Origin of the sequence: Sorangium sp. So ce367 (assembly GCF_051520455.1) — a bacterium.
Lineage (GTDB): Bacteria > Myxococcota_A > Polyangia > Polyangiales > Polyangiaceae > Sorangium > Sorangium cellulosum_B.
The window spans coordinates 10,258,744-10,285,621 of the sequence record NZ_CP150334.1 but is presented as its reverse complement, the minus strand read 5'-3'; the positions used below and the strand labels follow the sequence as shown (position 1 = coordinate 10,285,621).

General features: G+C 71.7%; 25 protein-coding genes. 11 read left to right on the top strand and 14 right to left on the bottom strand.

What is annotated here, in order from left to right:
- Window positions 1–20: 20 nt before the first annotated feature.
- Both WME97_RS38945 and metK read right to left on the bottom strand, forming a co-directional pair.
- Complete coding sequence (locus tag WME97_RS38945; protein ID WP_437545215.1) at window positions 21–1,325, bottom strand: hypothetical protein; 1,305 nt, start codon at window positions 1,323–1,325, stop codon at window positions 21–23.
- Window positions 1,326–1,642: 317 nt separating this feature from the next.
- On the bottom strand, window positions 1,643–2,893 hold the full coding sequence (metK, locus tag WME97_RS38940; RefSeq protein ID WP_437545213.1) for a methionine adenosyltransferase: 1,251 nt from the start codon (window positions 2,891–2,893) through the stop codon (window positions 1,643–1,645).
- A 253-nt stretch (window positions 2,894–3,146) separates the two neighbouring features.
- Here metK and WME97_RS38935 point away from each other — a divergent pair, with 253 nt between their 5' ends.
- Window positions 3,147–3,542: a YbjN domain-containing protein gene (locus WME97_RS38935; protein ID WP_437545211.1), complete on the top strand. Its 396-nt coding sequence runs from the start codon at window positions 3,147–3,149 to the stop codon at window positions 3,540–3,542.
- Between the two features lie 18 nt (window positions 3,543–3,560).
- On the opposite strand, the gene WME97_RS38930 is transcribed toward WME97_RS38935, so the two are convergent.
- Window positions 3,561–3,929: a PDZ domain-containing protein gene (locus WME97_RS38930; protein ID WP_437545209.1), complete on the bottom strand. Its 369-nt coding sequence runs from the start codon at window positions 3,927–3,929 to the stop codon at window positions 3,561–3,563.
- 413 nt (window positions 3,930–4,342) lie between these two features.
- Here WME97_RS38930 and WME97_RS38925 point away from each other — a divergent pair, with 413 nt between their 5' ends.
- Window positions 4,343–5,296 (top strand): CDP-alcohol phosphatidyltransferase family protein, encoded by a 954-nt coding sequence (locus WME97_RS38925; RefSeq protein ID WP_437545207.1) that lies wholly within the window; start codon window positions 4,343–4,345, stop codon window positions 5,294–5,296.
- Between the two features lie 35 nt (window positions 5,297–5,331).
- Here WME97_RS38925 and WME97_RS38920 read toward each other — a convergent pair whose 3' ends face one another.
- The 5 genes from WME97_RS38920 to WME97_RS38900 all read right to left on the bottom strand — a co-directional run bounded on the left by WME97_RS38920 (window position 5,332) and on the right by WME97_RS38900 (window position 9,431).
- Window positions 5,332–6,039, bottom strand: a complete 708-nt coding sequence (locus tag WME97_RS38920) for an NTP transferase domain-containing protein (protein WP_437545206.1) — start codon at window positions 6,037–6,039, stop codon at window positions 5,332–5,334.
- Window positions 6,036–6,599 carry a thiamine pyrophosphate-dependent enzyme gene (locus tag WME97_RS38915; protein ID WP_012239915.1) on the bottom strand — a complete coding sequence of 188 codons (564 nt, stop codon included), beginning with the start codon at window positions 6,597–6,599 and terminating at the stop codon, window positions 6,036–6,038. The genes WME97_RS38920 and WME97_RS38915 overlap by 4 nt, the downstream gene beginning before the upstream one ends.
- Complete coding sequence (locus tag WME97_RS38910) at window positions 6,596–7,117, bottom strand: thiamine pyrophosphate-binding protein (RefSeq protein WP_437325131.1); 522 nt, start codon at window positions 7,115–7,117, stop codon at window positions 6,596–6,598. The genes WME97_RS38915 and WME97_RS38910 overlap by 4 nt, the downstream gene beginning before the upstream one ends.
- Before the next feature lie 4 nt (window positions 7,118–7,121).
- Complete coding sequence (locus WME97_RS38905; protein WP_437545203.1) at window positions 7,122–8,786, bottom strand: isocitrate lyase/phosphoenolpyruvate mutase family protein; 1,665 nt, start codon at window positions 8,784–8,786, stop codon at window positions 7,122–7,124.
- Between the two features lie 333 nt (window positions 8,787–9,119).
- Window positions 9,120–9,431, bottom strand: coding sequence for a 2Fe-2S iron-sulfur cluster-binding protein (locus WME97_RS38900; RefSeq protein WP_437545201.1), 312 nt, complete (start codon window positions 9,429–9,431; stop codon window positions 9,120–9,122).
- A gap of 80 nt (window positions 9,432–9,511) precedes the next feature.
- On the opposite strand from WME97_RS38900, the gene WME97_RS38895 reads away from it, so the two are divergent.
- Entirely contained in the window at window positions 9,512–10,801 is a 1,290-nt protein-coding gene (locus tag WME97_RS38895) for an NAD(P)/FAD-dependent oxidoreductase (protein ID WP_437545200.1), read from the top strand.
- A gap of 67 nt (window positions 10,802–10,868) precedes the next feature.
- On the opposite strand, the gene WME97_RS38890 is transcribed toward WME97_RS38895, so the two are convergent.
- From WME97_RS38890 to WME97_RS38875, 4 genes are all read right to left on the bottom strand, one after another.
- Entirely contained in the window at window positions 10,869–11,210 is a 342-nt protein-coding gene (locus WME97_RS38890) for a hypothetical protein (RefSeq protein WP_437545198.1), read from the bottom strand.
- 165 nt (window positions 11,211–11,375) lie between these two features.
- Entirely contained in the window at window positions 11,376–12,677 is a 1,302-nt protein-coding gene (locus tag WME97_RS38885; protein WP_437545196.1) for a DNA methyltransferase, read from the bottom strand.
- Entirely contained in the window at window positions 12,655–13,461 is an 807-nt protein-coding gene (locus WME97_RS38880) for a zinc ribbon domain-containing protein (RefSeq protein ID WP_437545195.1), read from the bottom strand. The genes WME97_RS38885 and WME97_RS38880 overlap by 23 nt, the downstream gene beginning before the upstream one ends.
- Window positions 13,458–13,787, bottom strand: coding sequence for a hypothetical protein (locus WME97_RS38875; RefSeq protein WP_437545193.1), 330 nt, complete (start codon window positions 13,785–13,787; stop codon window positions 13,458–13,460). Before WME97_RS38875 ends, WME97_RS38880 begins: the two co-directional genes overlap by 4 nt.
- 93 nt (window positions 13,788–13,880) lie before the next feature.
- On the opposite strand from WME97_RS38875, the gene WME97_RS38870 reads away from it, so the two are divergent.
- Window positions 13,881–14,489, top strand: coding sequence for a CPBP family intramembrane glutamic endopeptidase (locus WME97_RS38870; protein WP_437545191.1), 609 nt, complete (start codon window positions 13,881–13,883; stop codon window positions 14,487–14,489).
- Between the two features lie 39 nt (window positions 14,490–14,528).
- Here WME97_RS38870 and WME97_RS38865 read toward each other — a convergent pair whose 3' ends face one another.
- A complete protein-coding gene (locus WME97_RS38865) occupies window positions 14,529–15,821 on the bottom strand; it encodes a response regulator (protein ID WP_437545190.1) in 1,293 nt (430 codons plus the stop codon).
- A 206-nt stretch (window positions 15,822–16,027) separates the two neighbouring features.
- Between WME97_RS38865 and mnmA the strand changes: the two genes are divergently transcribed.
- The 7 genes from mnmA (at window position 16,028) to ftsH (ending at window position 25,169) form a co-directional block, all read left to right on the top strand.
- Entirely contained in the window at window positions 16,028–17,185 is a 1,158-nt protein-coding gene (gene mnmA / locus WME97_RS38860; RefSeq protein WP_437545188.1) for a tRNA 2-thiouridine(34) synthase MnmA, read from the top strand.
- Complete coding sequence (locus WME97_RS38855) at window positions 17,182–17,835, top strand: hypothetical protein (RefSeq protein ID WP_437545186.1); 654 nt, start codon at window positions 17,182–17,184, stop codon at window positions 17,833–17,835. Before mnmA ends, WME97_RS38855 begins: the two co-directional genes overlap by 4 nt.
- 190 nt (window positions 17,836–18,025) lie before the next feature.
- Complete coding sequence (locus tag WME97_RS38850) at window positions 18,026–20,302, top strand: protein kinase domain-containing protein (protein ID WP_437545184.1); 2,277 nt, start codon at window positions 18,026–18,028, stop codon at window positions 20,300–20,302.
- Window positions 20,299–21,696 (top strand): class I SAM-dependent RNA methyltransferase, encoded by a 1,398-nt coding sequence (locus WME97_RS38845; protein ID WP_437545182.1) that lies wholly within the window; start codon window positions 20,299–20,301, stop codon window positions 21,694–21,696. The genes WME97_RS38850 and WME97_RS38845 overlap by 4 nt, the downstream gene beginning before the upstream one ends.
- A gap of 128 nt (window positions 21,697–21,824) precedes the next feature.
- Window positions 21,825–22,061, top strand: a complete 237-nt coding sequence (locus WME97_RS38840; RefSeq protein WP_437545180.1) for a hypothetical protein — start codon at window positions 21,825–21,827, stop codon at window positions 22,059–22,061.
- Entirely contained in the window at window positions 22,058–23,059 is a 1,002-nt protein-coding gene (gene tilS / locus WME97_RS38835; RefSeq protein WP_437545178.1) for a tRNA lysidine(34) synthetase TilS, read from the top strand. Before WME97_RS38840 ends, tilS begins: the two co-directional genes overlap by 4 nt.
- Before the next feature lie 163 nt (window positions 23,060–23,222).
- The gene (gene ftsH, locus WME97_RS38830; RefSeq protein ID WP_437545176.1) at window positions 23,223–25,169 is read left to right on the top strand and encodes an ATP-dependent zinc metalloprotease FtsH; all 1,947 of its coding nucleotides are present in this window, start codon (window positions 23,223–23,225) and stop codon (window positions 25,167–25,169) included.
- 147 nt (window positions 25,170–25,316) lie between these two features.
- Here ftsH and WME97_RS38825 read toward each other — a convergent pair whose 3' ends face one another.
- Entirely contained in the window at window positions 25,317–26,786 is a 1,470-nt protein-coding gene (locus WME97_RS38825) for an alginate export family protein (RefSeq protein WP_437545174.1), read from the bottom strand.
- Between the last annotated feature and the right edge of the window lie 92 nt (window positions 26,787–26,878).

Sequence of the window (26,878 nt, the reverse complement as noted above, 5' to 3'; positions counted from 1 at the left end):
CGCCGCTGCCGCGATATGCCCTACGGCGCCGGCGCAGGGGGATCGGGCAGCGTGATCACGCTCTCGTCCTTGTCGGTGAGCCACCGCCAGTTGTCGACGAGCCCGGTCGAATCGAGCTGATGGTCTCCGGCGTCGTATGCGCCCCACCGGATCTTGATCTCCGTGTTCGGCTCCACGGGCGCCGACGTGACCAGCCAGCTCGTCCCCGCGCGGCCCTCGAACCCCGTCCCGAGCAGCTCCCGGATCCCGCGGGTGCACGCGTACACCCTGCCGTCGAGATCGCAGGGAGGGCCGCTCTCGCAGGCGCAGACGTCGATGAAGGTGCTGTTGACGCTCATGGCGTTCCGCTCGCTGTCGAACAGGATGTGGCCATCGATGAGGTTGGCCGGCCGCGGTGAGAGGAACGCGACGAAGTAGTCGTTGAAGCTGTCGCAGACGACGGGCCAGTCGAACGTGACGTAATTGACGTTGAACGCGAAGCCGCGGACGTTCGACGGGACCCGGAGGGTGATCTCGACGGCGGTCGGGTCGGACGGCTTCGCGAGCACCAGATCGTCACAGCCGCGGGGGTCCTTCGGGAAGTCTTCGGGGAAATCACCTTCGTATTTCTTGTCGAAGCCTTGCGGGCTCTCGAACCCCTCGTCGTTCTGCGTCCGCGCCGTGCCGCTCGAGAGGGCGAGCAGCCGCGTGCCCGCCCTCGGCGGGACGTTGGGGCCGAACTTGGGGAGGATGCCGTGCCCGAGATGGAAGTTGGCGAGCAGCTCGGCTTCCTGCGGCGGCGGCGCGCCGTCGACCATGACCCAGGCGGCGGAGACAACGCCCCAGTCGTCGGGCCCGGACGACATCTTGCACAGCTCGACGGCCCTCGCGGCGTTGAGCGGATCCAGGTCGTCGAGCGGGATCCCGTCGTCGCACGGCTCGGGCACGTTGTCGGCGATGCCGTCGCAGTCGTCGTCCACGGGCTCCGGCGAGGTTCCCCCTTCTCCTCCGACCGTCGGGAGCTCGAGCGCTCGCGGGTTGATCAGCGCGTTGCAATCGTCGCAGTCGCCGTCGAGCTCCGTGAAGCCGTCGCCGTCGTCGTCGGCGTCCGGCGAGCCGCTGCAGCCCGCGCCCCCCGCGCCCACCCCCGCGGACGTGGCGACGGTCGTCGCGTCGGCCGTCGTTTCGGCTGTTGTCGTGGCCGGTATCCCGCCGGTGCTGGAGGCGCTCGCGGCGCCGCCCTCCCCGACCTCAAGGCCGCCTACCGGTCCGATGTTCCCGGTGCAGGCCGTGCCCAGACACCCGGCCGCAGTGATGAAGCTCAAGAAATTCAACCAAGGTTTCATCGGTGCTCCTCGAGGTCGCATGGAACCAGGGAGGTTCGGTCGATCCGGCGATACGGGAGTCGTCGATGATTTTATCAGCAGAAGCGGCCGCAGCAGTCAGCCCATCCCGGCAAAGGCCGGTGCTTTTTTGTGAGGTGAATGCCCACATCGTGGCCCCTCCCTCCGACCCAGGCGCCATGGTCACGCGCGCTCCAGGAGACGCGGGTCGTGGCGACAAAACGCAGAGCGCCGGCGCTTTCACAGCGCCGGCGCTCTCGGCCGCTCGGCCGTCCACGGTTCGCCCCGCTCACACGCAGCGGGCGGAGCGCTCTGAACGATCAGGCCTGGGCGCCCACTTCCTTCTTGCCCTTGCGTTTCGGCTCCTTCTTGCTCCCGGAGCCGTTCGTGGCCGCGGGGACAGCGGCGAGCGTCGGGCGCAGCAGGTCCTCGGCCAGCTTGGCCGCGCGGTCCGTCTTCTCCCAGGTGAACTCGTCACGCCCGAAGTGGCCGTACGCGGCCGTCTTTCGGTAGATGGGCTTCAGCAGATCGAGCTGCTCGATGATCGCCTTCGGCCGCATGTCGAAGTTCTGCATGATGTACTTCTCGAGCACGTCCTCACCTACGCGGCCCGTGCCGAAGGTGTTCACGTGGACGCCGACCGGCTGGGCGACGCCGATGGCGTAGGCGATCTGCACCTCGCAGCGCGCCGCGAGCTTGGACGCGACGACGTTCTTCGCGACGTAGCGCGCGTAGTAGCAGGCGGAGCGGTCGACCTTCGTCGGGTCCTTGCCGCTGAAGGCGCCGCCGCCGTGCCGGCCCATGCCGCCGTAGGTGTCGACGATGATCTTGCGGCCGGTGAGGCCCGCGTCGCCGAAGGGGCCGCCGACCACGAAGCGGCCGGTGGGGTTCACGTAGATCTTCGTGCTCTTATCCATCAGCTTGGCCGGGATGCACTTCTCGATGATCAGGCTCCGCACCGCGTCCACGATCGTCTTGTGCTTGACCTCGGGGCCGTGCTGCGTCGACACGACGACGGCGCTCACGCGCACGGGCGTCTGGTCTTCGTACTCGATCGTGACCTGGGTCTTGCCGTCGGGGCGCAGCCAGTCGAGCTTCTTGGATTTGCGGAGATCGGCGAGCTTCCGGGCGAGGCGGTGGGCATAGCTGATGGGGGAGGGCATCAGCTCCGACGTCTCGTCCGTCGCATAACCGAACATGAGCCCCTGGTCGCCGGCCCCCTGCTCCTTGAAGAGGCCCTCGCCCTCGGTGACGCCGCGGGAGATGTCGGGCGACTGCTTCTCGATCGCCGTGAGCACCGCGCACGTCTCGTAGTCGAAGCCCATCGCGGCGTCGGTGTAGCCGATGTCCTTGATGGTGTTGCGCACGACGACCGGCATGTCGACCCACGCCGAGGTGGTGATCTCGCCGGCCACGACGGCCATCCCCGTCTTCACCAGGGTCTCGCACGCGACGCGGGCTGTCGGATCCTTCTCGAGGATCCCGTCGAGAATGGCGTCGGAGATCTGGTCGCACACCTTGTCGGGGTGTCCTTCGGTGACGGACTCGGATGTGAACTGGTAACGGCGCATGAATCGCTCCTTCGGCGGACTCGAAATCGGACCTCTACGCATAGTTCGAGCGCGGGGCACCGTCAACGCGAGCCGCGGCCTTCCGCGGACAAAAGCGCCGGCCGGACGAGCTGCCTCCGGGCTGTCGGTGTGGACGCGAGGGGTGGACGCGAGGTGGACGCGAGGTGGACGCGAGACCGGGCGAGCGGGGGGCGTCGGGCCGCCGATCCGGCGCGCTCCCGGAGGCGCGCCGTCAGAGGCTATGATGCCGCGCATGATGTTCGACGAGATCAAGGCGTGCCTCGAGCGCGAGGGCTGGGCTGTGGAGGTCGTATCCAACGACACCATGCGCAGCGACTTCCAGGGGGCCGAGCGGCTCTTCCCGCTGTTCGTGCGGCTCGCGCCCCCCTTCGTCGTCTTCGCGGTGATCCCGTTCGTGCGGCTCCCGATGGAGCTCGAAGAGGGCGACGCGATCGTGCGGCGCCTGCTCCAGCTGAACCGCGAGATCAACATGGCCAAGCTCTCGGCCGACGAGGAGGGCGACGTGATTCTCAGCGTCGAGTACCGCCTCGAGGACCTCGATCCGAGCGAGGTGCGCGACGCGGTCGATGTGCTCTCCTTCTACGCGAACAAGCACTATGCCGAGCTCGTGGCGCTCGCCGCGCAATGAGCGGTCACCGGCCCCGCTTCAAGGCAGGATCTGCTCCTCTCTGGGCTTGAGCCCCTCGTGCGCCCTTAGCTCGGTGCGCACGATCCGGACGCGCCGCACGTCGCGCCCGCGGACGACGGTGAGCTCGACGGCGCTCCCGACGGCGCCGCGGAGCCGATCGCGCACCGCTGCCGACGAGAGATCCCGGACATACACGCCGTCAATCATCATGATCTCGTCGCCCGGGATCAGCCCCGCTCGCTCGGCGGCGAGGCCCGGCGGCACGTCGCGCACGTAGAGCGCCAGCGACTCGTTATCTCGCCCAAGGACAGCCCCGATGGATCCCACGCTCGCGGTGCACCCCGCGGCCACGAGCAGGAGCGCCGCGCTCCAGGACCTGCTTGCCACCGCGGCACCATAGCGCCGAGGAGCCCCGGCGCGCCGCCATTCTCGCAGGGCGCCCCCCGGAGCGCGCGGCAGGGCGCGGCGGCCGTGTCAGACCGGCTCCAGCGGACGCGCGCGCTCGTCAAACGTCGCAACGTCACTGCGCCGCAGGCGAGAGAATGTGATTTTCCAGGAAGGGAGCGCCCGAGTGTGCCTGTCGCGTCCGCACGCGAGGTGCGAAGCGCGGTTCTCGGTGGGGCTTCAGGAGCGCAAACAACTACGCGGCTGGTCGCCGGAGGCGCGGGATACGCCCTGGAAAGCGCGGCGTGGCGCCGGGACGCGGGCTTGCAGCGATCTGTCACGCCATGTCCATCGAGAGGTCGCAATCCAGTTGGTCCCCGGGGGCGGCTGCCCTAGAGTCCGGGCCGGGATCGCCCATGCCTGAACCGCGCGCTGCTGCCGAGAGCTCGACACCTGCCGCCCAGTCCGGCGGTGTGCCCGGCGGCTGGAAGATGCGGATGGAGGACCCGCTCAATCGCTACTATCGGTACCCGATCGCGCGCTGGATCGTGCGGGCGCTGATGAGGACGCCGGTCACGCCGAACCAGGTGACGCTGGTTCAGCCGCTCTTCGCCGTGCTGGCCGGTTACCTGGTGACGTTCGATGATCCGAGGCACCTCATCGCCGGGGCGCTCGTGTTCGAGCTCCGCTCCATCCTGGACTGCGTGGACGGCGCGCTGGCGCGGGCGAAGAGGATGGTGAGCCCCGCCGGTCACGCCATTGACGGCCTGGCCGACTGGCTGGGCGTCGTCTTCCTTTATGCCGGCATCTTCTGGCACGTTCACCTTCACCCGCCGCCGGAGGGCCCGTGGAGCGCGACCGTGTCCACGAACGCACTCCTGCTGATCGCGCTGCTCCAGGGGGCGCTGCGCTCTTTCTCCGCGGACTACTTCAAGCTCAAGTACTGCTCGATCTTCGAGACGGGCACCGACGAGACGGCGGACGTGCTGCGCCGGAAGATCCAGGCGCTCGGCCCCTCCTCCTCGTTCTTTGCCCATTTCGATGTCTTCATCGGGCGCATGGGGCACCTCGCGTTCGAGCACGAGTGGTTCGACCCGCGGCGGAGCCGGTCCTCGACCAGCGCGGATCAGGTAAAGCAGCTGATCCGGGAGGAGGCGTCGCCGCTCACGCGCCTCATCGGCGCGCTCTGGGCGATATCGAACGGCGACGCGTTCCTGTCGATGGTGGTGCTGACGCTCCTCGTGAACCAGCTCTGGCTGGGTCAGGTCTTCTTCGCGACGGGCGGGGTCGTCTGGATCGTCGCGGTCATCGGGCTGAACGGCTGGTTCCTCCGCGGCGCATCCCGCCGCGCGAAGCTGGCCGTCGCCTGAGCTCGGCGCCCCGCGCCGCCGAGCTCGGGCCCGCTCTAGAGGGAGCTCGCCAGGCGGCGAGCCTTTTCCACGTCTTCTTCGAAGTCGATCTCGGTCCAGGGCAGGTCGTCGACGCGCTCGATACCGAACGGCACCTCCTGGAAAGCGCGGTCCATCGCGGCCTCGTACTCCTGATCGAGGCGGCCGGCGGAGACCTCCTCCTCCAGGAGGCGCTGCATCGTGCGACCGCCCTGCGGGCCGACCTTGGCGAAGCCGACGGTCTCACCGGCGAGGTCCCAGTCCTTGCCCACGCGGCGCGCGATCTTGAGGACGCGGCCGGCGCGGACGCCGACCATCATCTCTTCGCCGCTCTCCTCCGAGCTCGCGTCGACCAGCAGGCAGTTCTCGTGGGGCGAGCTCACGAGGCGCCGCAGCAGCGCGGCGGGGTACAGCACGTCGGCGTCCATCCACAGCCCGCCGCCTGACAGCCGGTCGGCCGCGACGTGGAGCGAGACGATGCTGCCGTGGGTGAACCGCGGGTTCTTGACGAGCTCGATCTTCAGCGAAGGGCGGAGCGAGGCGAGCGCGTCCTCGATCATCTCGTGCCGGAAGCCGACGACGATCGTCAGATCGGTGACGCCGCTCTCGGTGAGGTTCACGAGGTGGCGCTCGAGCAGCGTCTTGCCTTCGATCGAGATGAGGCACTTGGGCGCGTCCCGGCCGATGCGCCGGCCGCGGCCGGCGGCGAGCAGGATCGCCCTCATCGGCGCGCCTCGGCCGCGAAGCGGGAGGCGAGCTCCTGCGGCGTCTCCGCGACGCGGCCGATGCCCTTCACGGTCCCGCCGTCGACGAGGGCGAGGACCATGACCGGGCCCGGCTGCACGAGCGCGACGCGCAGCGACGCCTCGAAGGACTCGACGGAGTCGGCGCGGTGCGTGGCGCGGTAGCCGACCGCGCTGGCGACCGACTCGAGCTTCACGTCGCCCGAGATCGTCCGCTGCCCGCCCGTCGAGGCGTGGGAGCGGTTGTCGAGGACGACGTGCACGAGGTTCGCCGGCCGCTCGCTGCCGACGCTGGCGAGCGCGTTCATGCCCATGAGGACGTTGCCGTCGCCGTCGAGCACGAAGATCCGCTTGCGCGGCTGCGCGAGCGAGAGCCCCAGGCCGATCGACAGGCCGAGCCCCATCGAGCCGATCATGTAGAAGTTCGAGGGCCGGTCCTGCGTCGTGTAGAGCTCGCGGCCGATCATGCCGTTGCAGCAGACAACGAGGTCGTCCTTGCCGACCGCCGCGGTGAACACCTTGAGCGCTTCGAGCTTGTTCATTCGAGCACCCCCGCGGGCACGATGAGCGCCGCCGGCTGCCTGGTGGAGAGCATGACGTCCTTCGCCCACTGCACCTGGGGCCCCATCGGCTCGGCGGCGCGGAGGACGCGGTGCTGGATCTTCATCAGATCGAGGATGGGGAGCATGATCTCGCCCATCATGATGTGCTCCGGGGCGTCGTTGCCGCCCTCGCCGCGCCAGGAGATGACGAGCAGCGCGGGCACCTCGTACATCGTGCTGAGCGAGGCCAGCGCGTTCACGGAGACGCCGAGCCCGGAGTTCTGCATCAGGACCATCGGCAGCCTGCCGCCGAGCCAGGCGCCGAAGGCCATCCCGATGGCGCTGTCCTCGCGGGTCGCCGAGATGTAACGGGCGCTCGCGTCGGCGTCGAGCAGCGAGACAAGGCCCTTCAACAGCGAGCAGGGCACGCCCGCGAAGAAGTCGAACCCCGCCTCCTTGAGCGCGGCGACGAACTCGGGCGCGTACGATTTGCCTGAACCGTGGGAACCGTGGGACATCGCCTCACTCCTTGATGAGCGCCCAGGCGCGACGGTAGTCCTCGAACGTGTCGATCTCGAGCCACCCCTTGTAAACGTCGATCGCCTGCACGTCCGCGCCGCGGTCGATGAGCTCCTGGAGCAGGTCGGTGAAGCTCGCGTTGCGGAGCGACTCGGCCTCGTGGAAGCCGCCCTTCGCGCGGCTCTCCTGCAGCTGGTGGTAGCAGTCGGTGAGCAGGCGCGCGCCCTTCGCGGTGAACATGGCCATGCCCACGAACTCGCCGTGCGCCTCGCCCGCGGGGATCGCGCGGCCGACGCGGGCCACCCGGTGCGGCGCCTCGGCGCCGACGAAGCGGTAGCCGGCCTCCTGCGCGTCCTTCAGGGCCACGAGGTCGGGCACGCCGCGCGCGTCCTTGGGCCGCTGGCCCTCGGCGTACGCGCGGTCGACGACGATCGAGATGTCCGCCGGGCTCTTGAGGAGCTTCTCGAGGTGGCCGCGCTCGAACACGATGTCGCCGTAGAGGAAGAGGAACGGCCCGCTCAGCTCCTTGGAGGCGCGGAAGAGCGAGGACACCTCGTTCGTCGTCGCGTACTCGTCGTTGTCGTAGAAGCGGGCGTTCGGGACCTTGATCGCCTCCTTCTTGTACCCGCGCACGACGGCGACGTCCTTGACGCCGCAGGCGTTGAGCACGTCGATCTGCCGCTCGAGGATGCTCTTGCCCTTCAGGTCGAGCATCGGCTTCGGCAGCTCCTCCGTGAGCGGCAGGAGCCCCTGGCTCTGGCCGGCGGCGAGGATGACGGCGGTGACGCCCGGGCTGCCGGAGGGCAGGAAGCTCGACTCCTCCTGCTTCATCTTGTCGACGCCCACGAGCTGGTAGACGCGCTCGAGCGGCACGACCTTGTCGTCGACGCTGCCGGTGTACATCTCGCGCTTCAGCGTCTGGAGCGTCTCCGTCATCGCCTTGATCGACGAGCGGATCGCGTGGTTCGCGAAGATGATCAGCTTGAAGCCGGCCTTGTGCAGCGTGTCGACGCTCGTCGTGCGGTAGATCGTCGGCACGCAGACGAGCGGCGTGTTCGGGCGGTCCCACGCGCGGGCGAAGGAGAGCACCTCGTCCGGGTCCTTGCTCTTCGAGTGGATGAGGACCATGTCGGCGCCCGCGTCCGCGTAGGCGCGGCCGCGGCGGAGCGCCTCCTCCATCCCCCAGCCGGCGATGAGCGCCTCGGTCCGCGCGATGACCACGAAGTCGCGATCCTTCTGCGTCGCCTTGGCCGCGCGGACCTTGAGCGCGTGCTCCTCGACGTCCGCGAGCTCGCGCTTCACGCCGGCGTAGAAGCTGCAGCGCTTCGGGAAGATGTTGTCTTCCATGCAGATCGCCGCGATGCCCGCGGCCTCGTACTCCTCGACGCAGCGGACGACGTTGACGGCGTTGCCGTAGCCGTTGTCGCAGTCCGCGATGACCGGGAGCGACGTGCTGTTCATCATCTTGGCGGCCTGGAGGTTCTCCGCCATCGTGAGGATGTTCGCGTCCGGCACCGCGTAGCTCGCGGAGATCTCGAAGCCGGAAGCCCAGAGCCCGTCGAACCCTGCCTCTTCACCGATCTTTGCAGACAGCCCATTGTGCGCGCCGATGATGACGATCGGCCCGGGGCGGGCCATGAGTTCGCGCAGCTTCCTGGCTTTGGTCACGTCTCGTCCACTCCTCCGCGCGGTGTTGCCATCTCCGCCCGACGGGCGACCGCGGCTGCAGGTGCCGCGGTGCGCGTCCCAGGCGAGCGGCGCCCCGTCGTCACCGCGCGCGGGCAGCTCCGGGGTGCGCCTGATCTCGCTCTCCTCCCCGAGGAGCCGGGCTTCAGAACGGGGCCTGCCTTAACACCGTTCGCCTGTGCCGCCAATGGAAGGGCACGACCGGGGCAGACGATCGCGAGGGCGGCGGAGCGCGCTCCGCCGCGTCGGGACGTGCGCGCTGCGGCGGTGCCTGACGGAGGGTGCGCGGGATGCTCGCCGCGGGCCCCCTGCCGCTCAGCCCTCGCGGCCGACGACCCCGCGCAAGCGGACCAGCCCGGGGCCCGCGCGGAGCACCGCCTGGCACGCGAGCCGGAGCCGCGGCGGGGCGCCGAAGCGATCGAGCAGATCGCGCTCGCCGCGCGCGGGCGGTTCGAGGAGCTGCTCCCCTTCGACGACCTCGACGCGGCACGTGGCGCAGCGCGCGTCGCGGCACGAGAACACGATCGGAGCGCGCGCGTCGTCGCAGACATCGATGAGCCTGCCGGCTCCCGCCTCCGCGGTGATGGCGGGGCCGAGCGCGCCGTCCTCGAACACGACCGTGGGCACCGCCGATCCCTCCTCCCTACCTGGCGCGCGACGCCGAGAGCGCATTTTCTCGAGCGTCGGCACGCACTATACGACGAGCGATGACGGATCGCTGGGACGCAATCATCCTCGGCGGAGGGCCGGGTGGGTCGACGCTCGCCGCATCGCTGGCCCGCCTCGGGCGCCGGGCCCTCGTGCTCGAGCGGGAGAGGTTCCCTCGCTTTCACATCGGCGAGTCGCTGCTGCCGCTGTCCCGCGAGGTCTTCGAGCGGCTCGGGCTGGACGAGGAGCTGGACGCGCGCTTCCTCCGCAAATACGGCGCCCGGTTCCTGTGCTCGTCGACGGGGCGGACGCGGACGTACAGCTTCGCCGACGCGTTCGATCCGAGGTTCGAGTTCGCCTACCAGGTGCAGCGCGACGCGTTCGACCAGCTGCTGCTCCGCCACGCCGCGGAGCTCGGGGCGGAGGTGCGCGAGTCGTGGGAGGCCGTCGAGGTGGTGTTCGAGGGCCCCCGCGCGGTCGGGGTGCGCGCGCGGCCCCGCGCTCGACCCGACGGCGCCGGGGCGGAGGAGGCCGCGGCCGCGCGCGCCGACTCGAGCGACGTCGTCGAGCTCCGGGCGCCGGTGATCGTGGACGCGACGGGGCGGGACACGCTGCTCGCGTCGAGGATGCGGCGGAAGGCGCAGCTGGCCGAGCTCGACAAGACCGCGCTGTTCACCCACTACGAGGGCGTGCCCCGCGAGGCGGGGATCCACCAGGGCGACATCCAGATCGTCCTCTTCGAGCACGGGTGGTTCTGGTTCATCCCGTTCCGCGGCGAGGTGACGAGCGTCGGCGCGGTGGTGTCGTCGAGCTGGATCCGCAGCCGGGCGAAGGGGGAGCGGCTCGACGAGCTCTTCGATCGCACCGTCGCGCAGAGCGGCTGGGCGCGGGAGTTCCTCGCGAGCGCGCGGCGCATCAGGCCGGTGGGGGCGCTCGCCGATTTCTCGTACCGGATCGACCAGCTCGCCGGAGACGGATGGCTCTTCGTGGGCGACGCGGGCGGGTTCCTCGACCCGCTCTTCTCGACGGGCGCGCACCTCGCCATCAAGGGCGCCGATCTGGCCGCCACGGCCATCCACCGCGCGCTCGACGCCGGGGACACCTCGCGCGCCGCGTTCGCGGCCTACGAGGCGGAGATCCGCTACGCCGTGGATCTCTTCCTGGGGGTCGTTCAGGGCTTTTACAAAGGCCAGTTCCGGGAGACGCTGTTCGAGCCGAACCAGCGGCCCACGATGCGCAAGCTCATCACCAGCATGCTCGCGGGCGACGTGTTCCACGCCGAGCGGCGGCCGCAGTGGGCCTCGTTCCTCCGGCAGCAGTATCCGGCGGAGGTGCCCGCCTTCGCGTGAAGCGCGGCGGGCGGCCGCGCGTGCCTCGCCGCGTGCACGCTCGCCCGGGCGCTCGGCTCTCCGGCGCTCAGCGGCCGCACGCGTCGCGGTCCAGGACCGCGTCGCTCATCTGCTTGCAGGCGGCCGCGAGCGCGACGCGCGCCTCCGCCCTCGCGTCGCCCTTCAGCGCTTCATCGTCGGCCTCCGCCTTGGCCTCGAGCACGTCGCGCGCGATCCGGATCGCGGCCTCGTGGCTCTTCCTGCTCTCCGCGGGCAGCTTGCCGGCGCAGGTGGTCATCGCGGCCAGGTAGCTGTCGCAGGCGTCGACCCCCGTGCTGTCGAGGTCGGCCTTCCCCGGATCGCCGCCTGCCTTGCCGCAGCCGAGGGCGAAGGTGCCCCAGAGGAGAAGTGCCAGGTGAGCTCTCGCCATCGTCGCGCGCGCCGGAGCGCCGCAGGAGGCCGGAGCTGGCCGCCTCGCGCGCTGCCCGACGCCGGCGCACCCTGCCATGAGCCCGCGCCGCGGGGCAATTTTCGGTCGCTCATGCGCGGCGGGGCGCCCTGCCATGCGCCTGCGCCGCGGGGAGAGCTCGGCGGGTCAGGCGCGGATCAGCAGGATGGCGTGCTCGTGGCGCGGGCGGCGCTGGAAGGCGCGCGCCGTGGGGCGGTGGAAGTGGGGGCGCGGCTGCGACGCGACCGCGCGGACCGCGAAGCGCGCGCCGGACGCGGCGGCCCTGACCACGTCGACCGCGTAGACCGGCGCGCCGGCGACCACGCTGTCGGCGATCAGCAGCACGAGCGGCGCGCCGCTCCGGAGGACGCGCGCGAGCGCGGTGAGCACGCCGCCGAGCTCGTCGCGCCAGCGCGCGCGGCCGGCCTCGGGGCCGAGCGGGTCGAGGTGCCGGCGGGCCCCGATCTCGTCCTGCTCGAAGCGGGCGCTGCGGAGCCGGAGCCAGCGCAGCCTCGCCTCGTGGTGGGCGAGGTAGTCGTACACGCCCGGGTAGGGCGGCGACGTGATCGCGAGGTGGACGGAGCCGGCCTCGACGCCGCGGAGCACGCGCGCGTCTCCCTCCTCGACGAGCGCGGGGGGGCTCGCTTCGAGCGGCGCGGCGACCTCGGCGAGGCGCTGGGCGAGCTCCTCCGCCTTGCGGATGAAGAGCCGCGCCGGATAACCGGCGGCGATCCGCCGCGGCAGCTCGTGCTCCGACGTGTCGGACGTGCGGCGGCTGAGCTTCGTCAGGATGGCGGAGAGGACGAGCTCGAGATCCGCGCGGAGCGCGTCGGCGCCGTGGCCCGCGAGGCGGTCGAGGCCGACGCGCAGCCCGTCGAGCTCGAGGAGCACGTGCGGCTCGAACAGGGCGACGTCCTCGGGGCCGTACCGGCGGCTCGGCCCGGCGCGCGCCTTGCGGCGCTCATCGGCCGCGGCCGCGACCTCGCGGGCGGCGGCGACGAGCCGCTCGCGCTCGCCGGGGGTGCTGCCCTGCACCTTGAGGCGGGCGAGGCGCACGGCCAGCGGGTTCGCGTCGACGCCGATCGCCGCCCGGCCCGCGAGCCGGGCCTCGACGAGGACGGTGCCGCTGCCGCAGAAGGGGTCGAGCACCCGCTCGCCCGGCCTCGAGAGGCCCTCGATCAGCCGGCGGGCCGTGTCCGGGTGCATCCGGGCCGGGTAGCTGTGGAAGCCGTGCACGTGCGCGCGCGCCGCTTCCTCCGCCGTGCTCGAGCTGGCCACGTCGAGCGCGTGGGCGAGCTTCGCGGCGCTTTCGGGGTCGCCCTCGAGCACCGTCGCGCCGCCGATGTGGGTCAGGGCGCGGCGCTCCTGGGGCGCGGGCCGGCCCGCGCGGGCCTTCTGCTGCGGCGGGCCCGGCTTCGGCTTGGGATCAGCGCTTCGCGGGGTCGACATGGGCGGTCCGTTGCGTCAGGGGCTCGGCGGCGAAGGCTTCTTCTTCGGCGGCGAGGGCGTGCGCCACGCTCTCGGCCCCCGCCTCGTCCCGGTCTTCGTCGCGCGCCGCGCCGACGCGCAGCTTCGGCGCATAGCCGAACTCGCCCGCGGGGCTCACCGCGCCGCGCACGACGTCGTTGACCTCCAGCAGGGCGAGGAGCTCCTCGGCCTGGGACTCGGCGATGCGGAGGGTCGAGGCGAGCCCGCCGGCGGTGAGCGGGCCCTCGGCCTGGCGGGCGACGTCGGAGGCGACGGAGACCCAGGCGGCGTCGAGCGAGGGCGCGATGTCCCGGCTCCGCGACTTCGCCCGCCGGAGCGCCCAGAGGGCGAAGGCGCCGACGGGCGCCATGGTGAGGAGGCCGGCGGTGAAGAGCCCGACGCTCGCGTTGAGGACGAGCAGCAGCACGGCGAACAGGAACAGCTCGAAGCCGAGCAGCGCGCTGGCCGCGATGCCCGCGGCGCGCCAGACCGAGCGCGCCGAGGCCGCCGCGCGCGCCTTCTGGAGCAGCGGCACCTCGCGGCCGGATCGCTCGACGCGGGCGTCGGCGACGGGGACGCGCGGGCCGCCGCAGGCGTCGCACGCGAAGCGCAGCTCGGGGTGCGCCGAGACGCCGGTCACGCCGCCGCAGTGCGGGCAGGCCTCGGCGCGCGCGGCCGCGCCGCACTGCGGGCAGCGATCGCCCTCCGGCGCGAGCGCCGCGTCGCACACGCGGCAGCGGGCGGCGCCGGGCGACGCGTCGCTCACGGCGCGCTCGCGGAGGGGGCCGAGCGGGCGCCGCCCACGCTGCGCAGCACGGCGTCGAACAGGGCGCGCCCGCCCGCGCTGCCGTGGCCCTGGAAGGGCTCGCTCATCCGTTCGGGGGGCGGCATCAGTCCGAGCACGTTCCGCCGGGGCCCGCCGTAGATGCCGGCGATGTCCATCGCCGATCCGTTGGGGTTCGCGTCGTCGCCGACCAGCCCCTCCCGGTCGCAGTACTGCAGCGCGATGCGGACCTGGAGCACGTCGCGGAGCGTATGGATCATTTCGGCGTCGGCGCTCGAGCCCGGGAAGATGACCACGGTCGCGTGCATGGCCGTCGACGTACTCCGGTTGCCGGCGCTCGGCCAGGGGTCCTGACGGCGGGCGCTGCTTCACCGGCTTCTTTCGGCGTGCCATGATGGGACATGGCGTCGCGATGGGCGCGGACCGGTCGAACCGACGCGACGGTGCAGGCGGCGTCCGGCTATCTCGTCCTCGCGGCGCTGGCGATCTCGCTGGGCCTGGTGCTGCGGGATGGATGGCCGTGGATCCACCCGAGCCCGTGGCTCGCGCTGCCGCCGCTGGCGGCGCTGCTGATGAGCGCCGCGCTCGGCCTCACGCTGGCGGCCGGCGTCATCGTGACGACGCGCGTCGCCGTGGCCCGGTTCAGCTGGGCCCGGCGCCTGCACGCGGAGCTCCGCCCGGTCGCGCGCGACTTCTCGCTCGGCCAGATCCTGCTCCTCGCGGGCCTCTCGAGCCTGGGGGAGGAGCTGCTCTTCCGCGGGCTGCTGACGCCGCTCCTCGGCGTGCTGCTGAGCGCGATCCTCTTCGGTCTGATGCACCAGATGCGCGGTCCGAGCCGCTGGGTGTGGATCGGCTGGGCGGTGGGCGTGGGCGCGGGGCTCGGCGCCATCTTCGCGGCGACGGGGTCGCTCGTCGGGCCGATCCTGGCGCACGCCGTCGTGAACGCGGTCAACCTGAGCTACCTGCGCGATCACGATCCGGGCGAGGTGGAGCAGCAGCCGACGCTGTAGATCGGCGCTTCCGTTTCCTCGCTGTCCCCGTTTCTGCCGTCAGCGCTTCTTCGCGTCAGGGCGGGGGGGCCTGGCCGGCGCTGGTCTCGGGGGGATCGGGGTCGCGCGCGGCGGGCCCTCTTCGCTTGCCGGCTGGGTCTCCGGGGGAGCGAGGGTCCCGCGGGAGAGCTCGCCCGTGTCCACGGCGCTCTGCCGCTCGCGCCCTGGCGAGGACGGTCGCGAGGGCGGCGTCAGGCTCCCGCTTCGCGGGAGCGTCGGAGGCTCGCTCTCCTCCACGCGCATGCCGCGCTGGCTCGACGGCTTCGCCGTCCTGCGGGTCAGCGAGGGCAGGGTCGGCGGCGCCGCCGGGGTCGCCAGCTCGAACTCGAAGTTCAGCTCGAGCGACGGCGGCCCATCGGAGATCGCCACGCCGGGGTCGGAGCCCCTCTGTGGCAGAGGGGTGGGACCGCGGCGCAGGCGCTCCTCGGACACGACGCGCGACGACGGCGGCGCGACGTCGTCCAGAATGGACGACGGCCCGCCGAGCGCCGTCGTCGCGCTCCGGGGCTCCGGACGGCGTCGCGACGGCGGGAGCGGCAGCTCGACGCGGGCGCTCTCGTCCTCGAGCCGGGTCGCCTCGAGCAGGTACGCAGCGATGGATGTCCGCTCCGCGGGCAGGGGGCGGACGCCTGGCACGAACGCGAACCGTCCGACCTTCCAGCTGAGCATGGTGCGGAGCGCGGCGAGCGCCGAGGCGCGCGTGCCTCCCACGGTCCCCTCGACGATGCATCCTTCGGCGATGTCCAGCTGAGCCCGACGTTTCTTGCTGCTCACCTCGAACACGCCCGAGCGCCGCTCCATCTCGAGGACCGTGAGTACGGTCGCGATGGACATCTGGCTGAGATCTCCCTCGATCGCGGTCTGATCGACGGAGGCCGGGATGGACATGAGGCTGTCCCGCCGCTGGCGAAGGCGTGACGCCATCTGCACGAGCGCCCCGATCTGCGCGACGACCTCGCCGACCCGGAACGGCTTGGTCATGTAGACGTCGGCGCCCACGTGGAACCCTTCGAGGCGGGCCTCCTGGTCGTCGAGCGCGGAGAGGAACAGGAAGGGGGTGACCGATACCCGGGACGGCTGGGTGCGCACGTTGCGCGCGACCCAGTAGCCGTCGTGGTCGGGCAGCCCGATGTCGCAGACGATGCACTCGGGCTCCAGGGTGCAGGCGGTGGAGAGCCCGGCCTCCGCGGTGGCGCAGAAGATGACCTCGTAACCTGCCTCCCGGATCGCGGTGGCGAGCAGGTCCGCGATGTACTCCTCGTCCTCGATCACGAGCACGACCCCGCTCGGCATCAGGCAGACGGTACACGCGCCCTGCGGGGGTGGCCAAGGGTGAATGGCGGAGAGCCAGCCTGATCATTCATTCGCCGGCGCGCCGCCGTCCTGGCTCCTCGCGCGAGCCCTCGCCGCAGCGTCCCGCGCGAGCTCGCCGCGCCACCCCGCGCGGGTTCGCCCGCGGCGTCCGGCCGCGGCGAGGAATCCACGCTATAAGAACGGAAATGGCAACACTGGTCCGAGAGGCCGACGGTACGGCGCGGCCCGGCGAGCGGGCCTCCTCGGGGGCACGCGTCTTCATCGCGATGAGCGGCGGAGTCGACTCGTCCGTCGCGGCGGCGCGCCTCTGCGACGCTGGATACGAGGTCGTCGGCGTGACGCTGCACCTCTGGGACTACCCCGACGACGGCAGCGTGAAGAGCCGCTGCTGCGCGCCCGAGGATCAGCACGACGCCCGCCGGGTCGCCGACCACCTCGGGATCCCGCACTACACGTTCGACCGGCGCGCCCTGTTCCGCGAGCACGTCGTCGACCCCTTCGTCGAGGCCTACCTCGCGGGTGAGACGCCGAGCCCGTGCGTGGCCTGCAACCGCTCGGTCAAGCTCCGGGAGCTGTTCCCGCTGGCGGAGCGGCTGGGGGTCTCGTGGGTCGCGACGGGCCACTATGCGCGGGTCGTCCTGGAGGAGGGCGGCGCTCGCCTCTACCGCGGCCGCGATCGGCACAAGGATCAGAGCTATTTCCTGCACATGCTCCGGTCGGACGAGCTCTCGCGGCTCCTCTTCCCGCTCGGCGACTCGACAAAGGACGAGGTGCGCGCCGAGGCGATCGCCCGCGGGCTCCCGGGCGCCGAGAAGGGGGAGAGCCAGGAGCTCTGCTTCATCCCCTCCGGCCGTTACGCGCCGTTCGTTGCCGACCGCGCCGCGGACAGGCTCCGGCCCGGCCCCATCGTCGATCGGGACGGCCGCGTGGTCGGGTCGCACGGCGGGGTGCACGGCTTCACGGTGGGCCAGCGCAAGGGCATCGGCGTCTCGCTCGGCCGGCCCGCGTTCGTCGTGGGCCTCGACGCCGCGTCCGGCGCGGTGCACCTCGGCGACGAGGGCGATCTGTACGCCGCGGGCGCCGAGATCGACGACGCGGTGTGGTGCGACGACGCGGTCTTCCCCCTGGAGGCCGAGGTGCGGGTGCGCGCGCGGCACGAGGCGGCGCCCGGCATCATCGAGCGGCGCCGCGACCCCGTGACGGGCGCGGAGAGCTTCGTGGCGCGGTTCGCGAGCCCGGTGCGGTCCGTCTCCCCCGGGCAGATGGCCGTGGTCTACCGGGGCGATCGCGTCCTCGGGGGAGGCCGCATCAAGGCGGCCCTTCGCTCGCAGGCGGCGTCATGAGGGCCCGTGCGCTCGCGCCCCTCGCCTGCGCGCTCTCGCTCGGGTGCTCGCTCGGGCAGGGGGAAGGCGAGGTCGTCAGCGAACGGCTGCGCGCGGCCGGCTGCTGGGACGACAGCTACGACATGAACCCGGACTTCTTCGCCGCGGTCCCCTACCGCTCCACCTTGCAGGTCCGGGTGCAGCGGGGGAGCGACCTGCAGGAGATCTCGGACGGGCTCGCGGTCCTGATCGACGACGTCGACATCATCCGCGGGGACGGGACCGTGAACAAGCTCGACGTCGACCTGAGCGTCGGGCTCCCGCCCGGCGTCGAGCTGCCGGGCTCGCCTCCGCCGACGCCGAAGCCGGAGGGGCTCGCGCCGCTCGTGCACATGGCGCTTTACCTCCAGCGGTCCTGCCACAACCAGAACATCGTGCTCTACGCCGTCGATGGGACCATCAAGTTCCAGGCGCTGTTCAGCGGCGATCCCAACGAGACGGACGCGGTCGACAAGTACACCGACGCGACGTTCGACGTCTGGGTCGGCGATCCGCGCGACGCAGGGCTCGGTCATCCAGCCGACGCCATCCCTCGGGAGCTCCTCTCGCGGGTCACCGGGGGGTTCCGCTTCTACTTCGAGCGGGGTCAACCTGGGCAACCGTTCCCCTGAGCCCGTCACGACTCCGTCCTGGGTTTCAGGTGGTGTCCTACCTGTCGGGACAGGCGCCTTCAGCGCCCCGGTGGATTGAAGCTGACCATCTGGAAGGTGTCCTGGCCGAGACGACATGGCAAAGCGCCGCGAACTCGCGGTAAAGTAGTGACCGCTCATGCCCCAACCCCCGCCTCGACCCGCATCGCGAATGGGCGGACCGCCAAGCCCCGGGTCGACCCATTCATCGCTCGAAGCGCGCGCGAAGGAGTCCGAGAAGCAGCAGGGGACCTACTTCCTGGGCCGTTACCGTGTGGTCGACGAGATCGGGGTGGGCGGAATGGCGAGCGTTCACCTGGCTCGCATGGATGGCCCGGGCGGCTTCCAGAAGTGGGTCGCGATCAAGCGGATCCACCCTCATCTGGTCGAGGACGATCAGTTCGTCGACATGTTCCTGGATGAGGCGCGCATCGCGGCTGGCATCAACCACGCCAACGTCGCGCAGGTCTTCGACCTCGGGAAGGACGACAACACCTACTGGATCGCCATGGAGTACCTCCACGGCGAGCCGCTCCGCGAGGTGATGCGCCGCGCGGAGGAGCGCCGGCTGCGCATCTCGCCCGAGCTCGCTGCGCGCATCTGCTCCGACGCCGCGGAGGGGCTTCACGCCGCTCACGAGCTGCGCGGAAAGAACGGCCAGCTGCTCGGCCTGGTGCACCGAGACGTCACGCCGCACAACCTGTTCCTCACCTACGACGGCTACACCAAGGTCGTGGATTTCGGGATCGCGAAGGTGGCCGACCGGCTGTCGTCCACCCGCGCGGGAACACTCAAAGGCAAGTTGGCCTACATGTCTCCCGAGCAGGTGCGCGGCAACGAGATCGATCGCACGACGGACGTGTTTGCGCTCGGGGTCGTCCTCTGGGAGCTCACGACGAACCAGCGCCTCTTCCGGATGGATACGGATCTCGACACGCTCGAAAAGGTGCAGGCCTGCGTGGTCCCGCCGCCGTCCACGATCGTGCCCGACTATCCGATCGAGCTGGAGAGCGTGGTCATGAAGGCGCTCGCCAAGCACAAGCAAGACCGCTTCCAGACCGCGCGTGAGTTCTCGCGAGCGCTGCAGAATTTCCTGATGAGGAGCGGGGTCTTCGTTGGCTCCGAAGAGGTCGCGCACTTCGTGCAGCAGGTGTTCGTCGATCGCATCCAGAAGCGCGAGGCGCACCTCGCGTGGGCTGCCGAGGTGACGTCCACCATCAACGTCGAGCAGGTGCGCTCGCGCAGCTCGACGACGGCCACGGACAGCGTCGGGCTGCGCAGCCGCGGTCGGGAGCCTGAGCCGCAGCAGCGCCTCACGCCGCCGCAGATCCTGCGGCACAACGCTCCGCCGGCGAGCGGGATCGCGCCGGTCGGGCGCCCGCCGTCGAGGGACGTGGACGATCGGCAGATGGTCGCCTCATCGCTGATGGATGACGATGAGGATGTCCCGACGACGGTCGCGACGCGCGAGCAAGCCGAGCCGGTGCGCTCCCTTCCTCATGGGGAGCGCCCGATGGTGCGCCCGGCGGCCGGCATGGTGCCCGAGCCGGCGCCAGCGCAGCCGCGCCAGGCCGGTGTCCAGTCCGGCATTGCCACGGTGCGCCCTGGCATGCCGACGGCGCGCCCCGGCTTTTCGCCGGCCTACCCGGGCCCACCGCGCGTGCCCGGCGGCCACGATCCTGCTCCGCCTCCGCTCTCCTCGAGCCCGTACCCTCCGCGCGACTTCGACACCGGCGAGCTCGCGCCCCTCCCCAAGGGAGGCCTCCTCGACAGCGATCTGGGCAACCCGCTCGCGTCCACGCTCGCGCTCCCGTCGCAGGATCCACCGCCGGTCCTGCAAGGCGCGAGCGAGCCTGCGCGTCACGCGCGGATGACCAGGACCCCGGCCGTCGCCGCGCCGTCGCCGGCGCACGCTGCAGTCCCGTACGCGCTTCCCTTCAATGGCCAGGGCCATGTCGCAGCCCATGCGCCCCCTGTCAGCTCGCCGGTGCAGGCGGCCCAGGCGCCGATGACCGTGGGGCAGGCCCAGCTGTTCGCGTCCGCGGCGACAGCGCAGCCTCCACAGTCGCAGATCGAGACCGCGCTCTCCCTGCCGCGCCCGGATCCGGCGGCCATCTGGGCCGCCACGCAGGACGCGGCGTCCAGGGGGAACGGCAGGAACACGCTCGTGCTCGTCGCCGTCATCACCCTCACCGTGCTGTGCGTGCTCGGTATCGGCGCGCTGATCTACATGAAGACGAACGCCGCGCAGTCCTCGCCCTCCAGGGGCGTGGACGCTGTCCCTGCGTCGCCCGCCTCGACGGACGCGACCACCACGGGCCAGTCGAGCTCCTGCGTACCGGGGAGCTCTGCGGGCGCCTTTCGCGCGCTCTCTCTCGCTGTCCGCGACCGAGCGTCCGTCGTCCACCCCGGCCGGATCGGCCTGCAGCGCCTTACGATGAAGGGATGAAGTCTGTCCACCGCCGCTCGAACGGTGCCAGGGCGCGGCATCGCCTCGGCGAGCGAGCTCAGCTGCGTATCGAGGCGCTGGCCGCTGGAGGCGCGGGGGTCGGTCGGCTCGCCGGCGAGGTCGTCTTCGTCCCTGGGACCGCGCCGGGTGATCTTGTCGAGGTCGAGCTCGACCGGAGCGCACGCCCGGCGAGGGGCAGGCTCCTCGGTGTCGTCGAGCCGAGCGCCGACCGCGTCGCTCCGCCGTGCCGCTTCGCTGACGCCTGCGGCGGCTGCGACTGGATGCACGTCCGTATCGAGGCGCAGCAGGCCGCGCACGAGCAGATCGTCCGGCAAGCCATCGCGCGGGCGACGTCGCTCGCCGAGGCCGATCTGCCGCCGATCCGCGTCCATCCGGCCCCCCTTTCGCTCGGCTACCGGTCGCGGGCGAGGTTGTTCGCGCGCGCGGAGCGCGGCGAGGTGCGCGTGGGGTATCGCGCGCCGAGGACGCACGCGGTGGCGGCGGTCGATCGCTGCGTGGTGCTTGTCGACGCGATCGCGCCGCTCGCCGGCGAGCTGCCCGGCGTCCTCCATGGAGCCGTGGGGGAGGGCGATGTCCTGATCTCGCTGGGCGCCTCGAGCCGCCCGGTGGTCGAGGTCCTGTGGCGTGGGCAGCTGCCGCCGGCCGTATGGCAGCGGCTGGACGAGCGCACGGCGCGCGGTGAGTGGGCCGGCGCCCGCGTCACGCTCGACGGCGCGCGCGAGGCCGCGTCGTTCGGCGATCCGCGGCCCGCGATCCTGGGAGCAGACGGCCTGCCGCTGTTCCTCGCGCCGGGCGGCTTCGGTCAGCCGTCCGAGGAGGGGGCAGCCGTCCTCGCCCGCCGCGCCGCCGAGCTTGCCCACCTCGACTCGACCCGGCCGCCGCACGTCCTGGAGCTGTTCGCCGGGAGCGGGACGCTCTCCGTGCTGCTCGCGCGCGGCGCGCAGCGACCCTCCCCGGCCGCCGAGCCCGCCGGGGCCGCGGCCTCGGGCCCGCCGGGGCCCGCGTCCTTCACGGCGGTCGAGCTCTCGTCCGCAGCGGTCGCTTGCCTGCGGCAGAACCTCGCCGCTCGGGGCCTCGCCGGCAAGGCGATCGAGGCGGACGCCGATCAGCACCCGATCCCGGCGCGCACCGACGTCGTGGTGCTGGATCCGCCGCGCAGCGGGGCTCCCGGCGCGGCGCGCGCGATCGCCGCCTCGAGCGCGCGCGTGGTCGTCTACGTCTCCTGCGATCCGGCCACCCTCGCGCGCGACCTCGGCGGGATCCTCCGCGGCGGCTTCGAGATCACGGACATCGAGGCGGTCGAGCTCTTTCCCCAGACGAGCCATATCGAGTCGATCGTGCGGCTCTCCCGCGCCCGCAAATCCGTGCGCTGACGCGCGCTGATCCGCGCGGGCATGCCGGCCTGCTCGCCGCGCCGAGCGCTGCTCCGCCGAGCTCGGCCGGAGGGCCGCGCGCGGCCGCGTGGCGCCGTCGCCCGGCGGCTTGCGCTACGCTGCCAGGGATGATTCACCACCTCGACGATCGGCTCCGCGAAGAGGCGCGGCGCTATCGCCTCGTGTTCGCCTGCCCCGATTGCGCCTCGTTCGAGCCGGTGGTCCCCGATCCCGACGAGGGGGGCGCCGGGTCGCCTGGCCGCGGGCCTCGTTGCTCGCTTGGCTACCCGGTCGCGCCGCACCTGAGCACCTCACTCGAGGATCGCGACGAGATCATCTTCTGCAAAGCATTCGAGCTGCGATGAGCCCTCCTGCTGGACCTCCCCCGCCGCCCAGGCGGGGCCGGTCGCACCCCCCGTCGCTGATCCGCCTCGCCGAGCGGCTGATCCGGGACGAGCGGCTGCTCGCTCGCGGCGACGTCGTGCTCTGCGCCTGCTCCGGAGGCCCCGACTCGACCGCCCTGCTGCACGTCCTTTCGCTGCTCCGGCGGCGGATCGGCCACGAGGTGGTCGCGCACGGCGTCGACCACGGCCTCCGCGCCGCGGCCGCGGCCGAGCTCGCGATCGCGCGCGACCTGTCCGAGCAGCTCGGGGTCCCTTACGCCGAGACCCGCGTGAACGTGGCGCCCGGCGCGAACCTCCAGGCCAGGGCGCGCGCCGCCCGGTTTGCCGCGCTGGCAGCCGCCGCGGCGGCGCACGGCGCCCGCGCGATCGCGACCGGCCACACCGCGGACGACCGGGCCGAGACGGTGCTCTTGCGCCTGCTGCGGGGCGCGGGGCCGCGTGGGCTCGCCGTCCTGCCGCCGCGCGCCCCGCTCCCTTCCGACGTCGCCGGCGCGGCGTGCGGCGGCGTGGAGCCGGGCTCGGCGGCGAGCATCGAGCTCATCCGCCCCTTACTCCAGGCCCGCCGCGCAGACATCCTGGCTCACCTCGGCCGGCATCGAGTGGCGTTCGCAGAGGATCCCAGCAACCGGGATCCCCGCTTCACCCGCGTCCGCGTCCGCCGCGAGCTCCTCCCGCTCCTCGAGGACCTGTCGCCGGCGATCGTCGAGCACCTCTGCGCGCTCTCGGACATGCTCGTCGCCGGGCGAGATCGGCCGCCTGACGGCGATCCAGACGTCCTCGACGGCAGCGAGCCGCTGTCGATTCCGCTCGGTCGGGCGCAGCGATTCGCGATCGAGCGGGCTCGCAAGCTGGGGCGGCCGCTGCGCGTCCGGGTTCGCGGCGGCGAAGAGATCGCCGTGGGCTTTCCAGAGGAGTCCAGCGTGCTTATCGAGGATGGGTCTGCGCGTCGCGGGACCTGACCGCATGCACCCCACCCGCGGCCCCTGTCGAGCCCCCTTTTTTCGCCGTGTCACCACGGTGGAGACCCGCGGTCGACGACCGAGCTGACGGGTGGCATGCTGACTGGAACACGCGTACAATTTCAGTACACGCCGGCTCGCCGCGCGAGCTTAGAGGGTCCTCGTGAAGCAATCGCACAAGACGCTGCTGCTCTGGGTTCTGCTGATCATGATGTTCTTGGCGATCTGGCAGTTCTTGAGCCCGGATTCCCGGCCCGCCACACAAGTCGCGTTCAGCGAGTTCATGGCCCAGGTCCAGGTCGAGGCCAAGGACAAGGATCCGCACGTCGAGTCGGTCACGATCAAGGACCGCGAGTACACCTTCTGGGTCAAGGATCCGAAGAGCGGGACGAAGACGAAGAAGGTCACGATCGGGCCTGACAACGCCGACGAGATCACGAAGACGATCGTCGACAACAAGGTCGCGGTGTTCTTCGAGAAGGAAGACACGTCGCCGTTCTGGCCGGGGGCGATCATGTACCTCCTGCCGACGGTCTTCCTGCTCGTGATGTTCTATCTGTTCATGCGTCAGCTCCAGGCTGGCGGCGGCAAGGCGATGAGCTTCGGCAAGTCGCGCGCCCGGCTGCTCAGCGAGGCGCAGAACAAGGTGACGTTCGCCGACGTCGCGGGCATCGACGAGGCGAAGGACGAGCTCGAGGAGATCATCGCGTTCCTCAAGGACCCGAAGAAGTTCCAGAAGCTCGGCGGCCGGATCCCGAAGGGCGTCCTGATGATGGGCCCCCCCGGGACGGGCAAGACGCTGCTCGCGCGCGCGATCGCCGGCGAGGCGGGCGTGCCGTTCTTCTCGATCTCCGGCTCGGATTTCGTCGAGATGTTCGTCGGCGTCGGCGCGAGCCGGGTGCGCGACCTGTTCGAGCAGGGCAAGAAGCACGCGCCGTGCATCATCTTCATCGATGAGATCGACGCGGTCGGGCGCCACCGCGGCGCGGGGCTCGGCGGCGGTCATGACGAGCGCGAGCAGACGTTGAACCAGCTGCTCGTCGAGATGGACGGCTTCGAGTCGAACGAGGGCGTGATCATCGTCGCCGCGACGAACCGCCCCGACGTCCTCGACCCGGCGATCCTGCGGCCTGGCCGCTTCGACCGGCGCATCGTCGTGAACCGCCCCGACGTGCGCGGCCGCGAGGGCATCCTCCGGGTCCACACGAAGAAGGTCCCGCTCGGTCCGGACGTCGACATGGAGATCCTGGCGCGGGGCACGCCCGGGTTCGTCGGCGCCGACATCGAGAACCTGGTCAACGAGGCGGCCCTCCTCGCGGCGCGTCAGGACAAGGACGTCGTCTCGATGGTCGACTTCGAGATGGCCAAGGACAAGGTGCTGATGGGCGCCGAGCGCCGCAGCATGGTCATCAGCGACGAGGAGAAGCGGACCACGGCCTACCACGAGGCCGGGCACGCGCTCGTCGCGAAGCTCCTGGAGAAGTTCTCGGATCCGGTCCACAAGGTGACGATCATCCCGCGCGGCCCGGCGCTCGGCCTCACGCAGCAGCTGCCGAAGGAGGACCGGCTCAGCATGTCGCGCGACTTCGCCAAGGCGCGGCTGTCGGTGCTGATGGGCGGCCGCGTGGCGGAGGAGATCGTGTTCGGCCAGTTCACGACGGGCGCGGGCAACGACATCAAGCAGGCGTCGAACCTCGCGCGGCGCATGGTGACCGAGTTCGGCATGAGCGACGTGATCGGGCCGATCTCGTACGGCGCTGACGAGGAGAGCGTGTTCCTCGGGCGCGATTTCACGAGCCGGCGCCGCGACTACTCGGAGACGATCGCCAACCAGATCGACGACGAGGTGCGCCGGTTCATCCTCGACTCCCACGCCGAGGCGCGGCAGCTCCTCACGGACAACCGCGAGATCCTCGAGCGGCTCGCCATTGCGCTCCTCGAGCGCGAGACGCTGGACGCCGAGGAGGTCGACGCCATCGTCGGGGGCCGCGAGCTGCCGCAGCGCCAGCGCGTCGTGATCCCGAGCTACAGCGACCGGGATCGCGCCGCCAAGGAGAAGCGCCGCGCGGCCAGCATCTTCGGCACCCCGAAGCCCGCCCCGAGCACCTGATCACGAAGCGCGGGGCGGCGCCCGATGCCTCGGGCGGCCCCCCGCGCACCTGCGGCGCCACGCGGGACGGCGCGGCGCCTCGAGCCCCTCGATTCCCTTCCCCAGCAGAAAAGCGGCGCGCGCACCCGGCGCGCTCCCGGGATCGCCTCAGGGGGCGGTCAGCGTTGCCTGCAGGAACGCCCACTGCTGCAGATCCGCCGGGCGGCCGTCGTCGTGCGCGCGGTTCGCCTTCGTGAAGATCGCCTGGGCGCCGTCACCGAAGATGAACAGGCCGTAGCCGAGCGCGAGGCGCAGCGGCTCCCACGGCTGCAAGGCGAGCGAGACGTCGATCTCGTGGCCCAGCGTCCGGCTCTCGTTGTCGCTGGCGGCGCCGACAGGGAGGAGGCGCGCTGTCACCCACCTGCCTGTTGGAGAGGCGAGACCGACGAACGTGTATCCGGCAGAGACGGTCAGCGGGTCGAAGGGCGAGGCGCGGACGCTTCCGCCCCCCTCGATCACGTTGGACCACGCGTAGAGCCCCATGGGGCCGTGGTTGTTCTGCGCGTCGGGCAGGATCGGATCGAAGCGGCGCTGCGTCTCGCCCACCGCGAGCGCGCCATCGTCGCCCGTCGCGTAAGCGCCGCGGGCGCTGAAGGTGAGGTGGGCGGGGAGCGCTGTCTCGAGCTCTGCCCGCGCTGCGGCCGCGAACGCGCCGAGAGCGCGGTCGGCCGCGAACGTGGCCACACGACCGAGCTCGTACGCCCCCTCGATCGCGTAGCGAAAGCCCCGGCGGTCGCCGGAGACGCGCGCGTCGAGGACGACGGTGTCGCCGGGGGTGAGCCAGGTCGGGCGCGGCTCCCGGGTGATGCGCGCGAGCGCCGTGGCCTCGAGGTGGAGCAGGGGAGCGAGCCGCCAGATCGCGTTCAGGCCGTAGAGCTGGGCCCCTGTCCCGGCGGCGATGGGCTTGCGCGTCCCCGCCACCTCGGGCGGAGCGCCTCCCGGCGCGGCGAGGAGCACGGCCATCGCCTCGAGGTCGACGTTGCCGAGCTGCAGCCCTGCGCGCACCGCGTCGAGCGATCGCCCGGTGAGCGTCTCGTCGTCCGCTCCGACGAGGCGGCCATCCCCCCACGCGATCCGCTGCCGGCCCAGCCGGATGAAGGCGCGGCGCCCCGAGCGCGCGCGGAGATCGATGTACGCCTCGTACGGCGCCGTCTCCGGGAGGGCCGGCTCGCCCGGCCCGACGAAGATCGCGTCGTCGTTCCCCCAGAGGCGCGCGTCCTGCAGCGTGACGACGCCCGTGACGGGGCCGCGCTCGACGCTCAGCCCGAGGCGCGCGCGCTGGGCGAAGAACCACTGTGTCTTGACGACGTTGCCCGTGTCGCTGAGCGGCGGCAGCGCGCCTCCGAAGCCCTCGGCGAGCACCGCGTTCGAGCTGTAGACGTCGCCGCCCGTGTCGACCGGGTACCGGCGGAACTCTCCGCGGAGACGGAGCTCCACCGAGGGGCGGAACGTGAACCCGCCGACGGCCAAGCCCTCCGATTGCGGCGACGCCTGCGCCGCCGCCCTCCTGGGCACGAACGTGAGCGCGAGGAGCGCCGATCCCAGAGCGATGGAGGCGAACGGCAGGGATCGGATCATCAGCGAGGAGGGCCGGAGCGCGGGGGCGTCGAACTGCACATGTGCGGCCAGGGCCGCGGCGTTCAGGCGGGCCGCGCTCCTGGATCGCTCGC

What these genes read in the sequence shown, in the direction of transcription:
- WME97_RS38945 (WP_437545215.1), bottom strand. Translation starts at nt 1,325, where the DNA reads ATGAAACCTTGGTTGAATTTCTTGAGCTTCATCACTGCGGCCGGGTGT.
- metK (WP_437545213.1), bottom strand. Translation starts at nt 2,893, where the DNA reads ATGCGCCGTTACCAGTTCACATCCGAGTCCGTCACCGAAGGACACCCC.
- WME97_RS38935 (WP_437545211.1), top strand. Translation starts at nt 3,147, where the DNA reads ATGATGTTCGACGAGATCAAGGCGTGCCTCGAGCGCGAGGGCTGGGCT.
- WME97_RS38925 (WP_437545207.1), top strand. Translation starts at nt 4,343, where the DNA reads ATGCCTGAACCGCGCGCTGCTGCCGAGAGCTCGACACCTGCCGCCCAG.
- WME97_RS38920 (WP_437545206.1), bottom strand. Translation starts at nt 6,039, where the DNA reads ATGAGGGCGATCCTGCTCGCCGCCGGCCGCGGCCGGCGCATCGGCCGG.
- WME97_RS38915 (WP_012239915.1), bottom strand. Translation starts at nt 6,599, where the DNA reads ATGAACAAGCTCGAAGCGCTCAAGGTGTTCACCGCGGCGGTCGGCAAG.
- WME97_RS38910 (WP_437325131.1), bottom strand. Translation starts at nt 7,117, where the DNA reads ATGTCCCACGGTTCCCACGGTTCAGGCAAATCGTACGCGCCCGAGTTC.
- WME97_RS38895 (WP_437545200.1), top strand. Translation starts at nt 9,512, where the DNA reads ATGACGGATCGCTGGGACGCAATCATCCTCGGCGGAGGGCCGGGTGGG.
- WME97_RS38890 (WP_437545198.1), bottom strand. Translation starts at nt 11,210, where the DNA reads ATGGCGAGAGCTCACCTGGCACTTCTCCTCTGGGGCACCTTCGCCCTC.
- WME97_RS38885 (WP_437545196.1), bottom strand. Translation starts at nt 12,677, where the DNA reads ATGTCGACCCCGCGAAGCGCTGATCCCAAGCCGAAGCCGGGCCCGCCG.
- WME97_RS38875 (WP_437545193.1), bottom strand. Translation starts at nt 13,787, where the DNA reads ATGCACGCGACCGTGGTCATCTTCCCGGGCTCGAGCGCCGACGCCGAA.
- WME97_RS38870 (WP_437545191.1), top strand. Translation starts at nt 13,881, where the DNA reads ATGGCGTCGCGATGGGCGCGGACCGGTCGAACCGACGCGACGGTGCAG.
- WME97_RS38865 (WP_437545190.1), bottom strand. Translation starts at nt 15,821, where the DNA reads ATGCCGAGCGGGGTCGTGCTCGTGATCGAGGACGAGGAGTACATCGCG.
- mnmA (WP_437545188.1), top strand. Translation starts at nt 16,028, where the DNA reads ATGGCAACACTGGTCCGAGAGGCCGACGGTACGGCGCGGCCCGGCGAG.
- WME97_RS38855 (WP_437545186.1), top strand. Translation starts at nt 17,182, where the DNA reads ATGAGGGCCCGTGCGCTCGCGCCCCTCGCCTGCGCGCTCTCGCTCGGG.
- WME97_RS38850 (WP_437545184.1), top strand. Translation starts at nt 18,026, where the DNA reads ATGGGCGGACCGCCAAGCCCCGGGTCGACCCATTCATCGCTCGAAGCG.
- WME97_RS38845 (WP_437545182.1), top strand. Translation starts at nt 20,299, where the DNA reads ATGAAGTCTGTCCACCGCCGCTCGAACGGTGCCAGGGCGCGGCATCGC.
- WME97_RS38840 (WP_437545180.1), top strand. Translation starts at nt 21,825, where the DNA reads ATGATTCACCACCTCGACGATCGGCTCCGCGAAGAGGCGCGGCGCTAT.
- tilS (WP_437545178.1), top strand. Translation starts at nt 22,058, where the DNA reads ATGAGCCCTCCTGCTGGACCTCCCCCGCCGCCCAGGCGGGGCCGGTCG.
- WME97_RS38825 (WP_437545174.1), bottom strand. Translation starts at nt 26,786, where the DNA reads ATGATCCGATCCCTGCCGTTCGCCTCCATCGCTCTGGGATCGGCGCTC.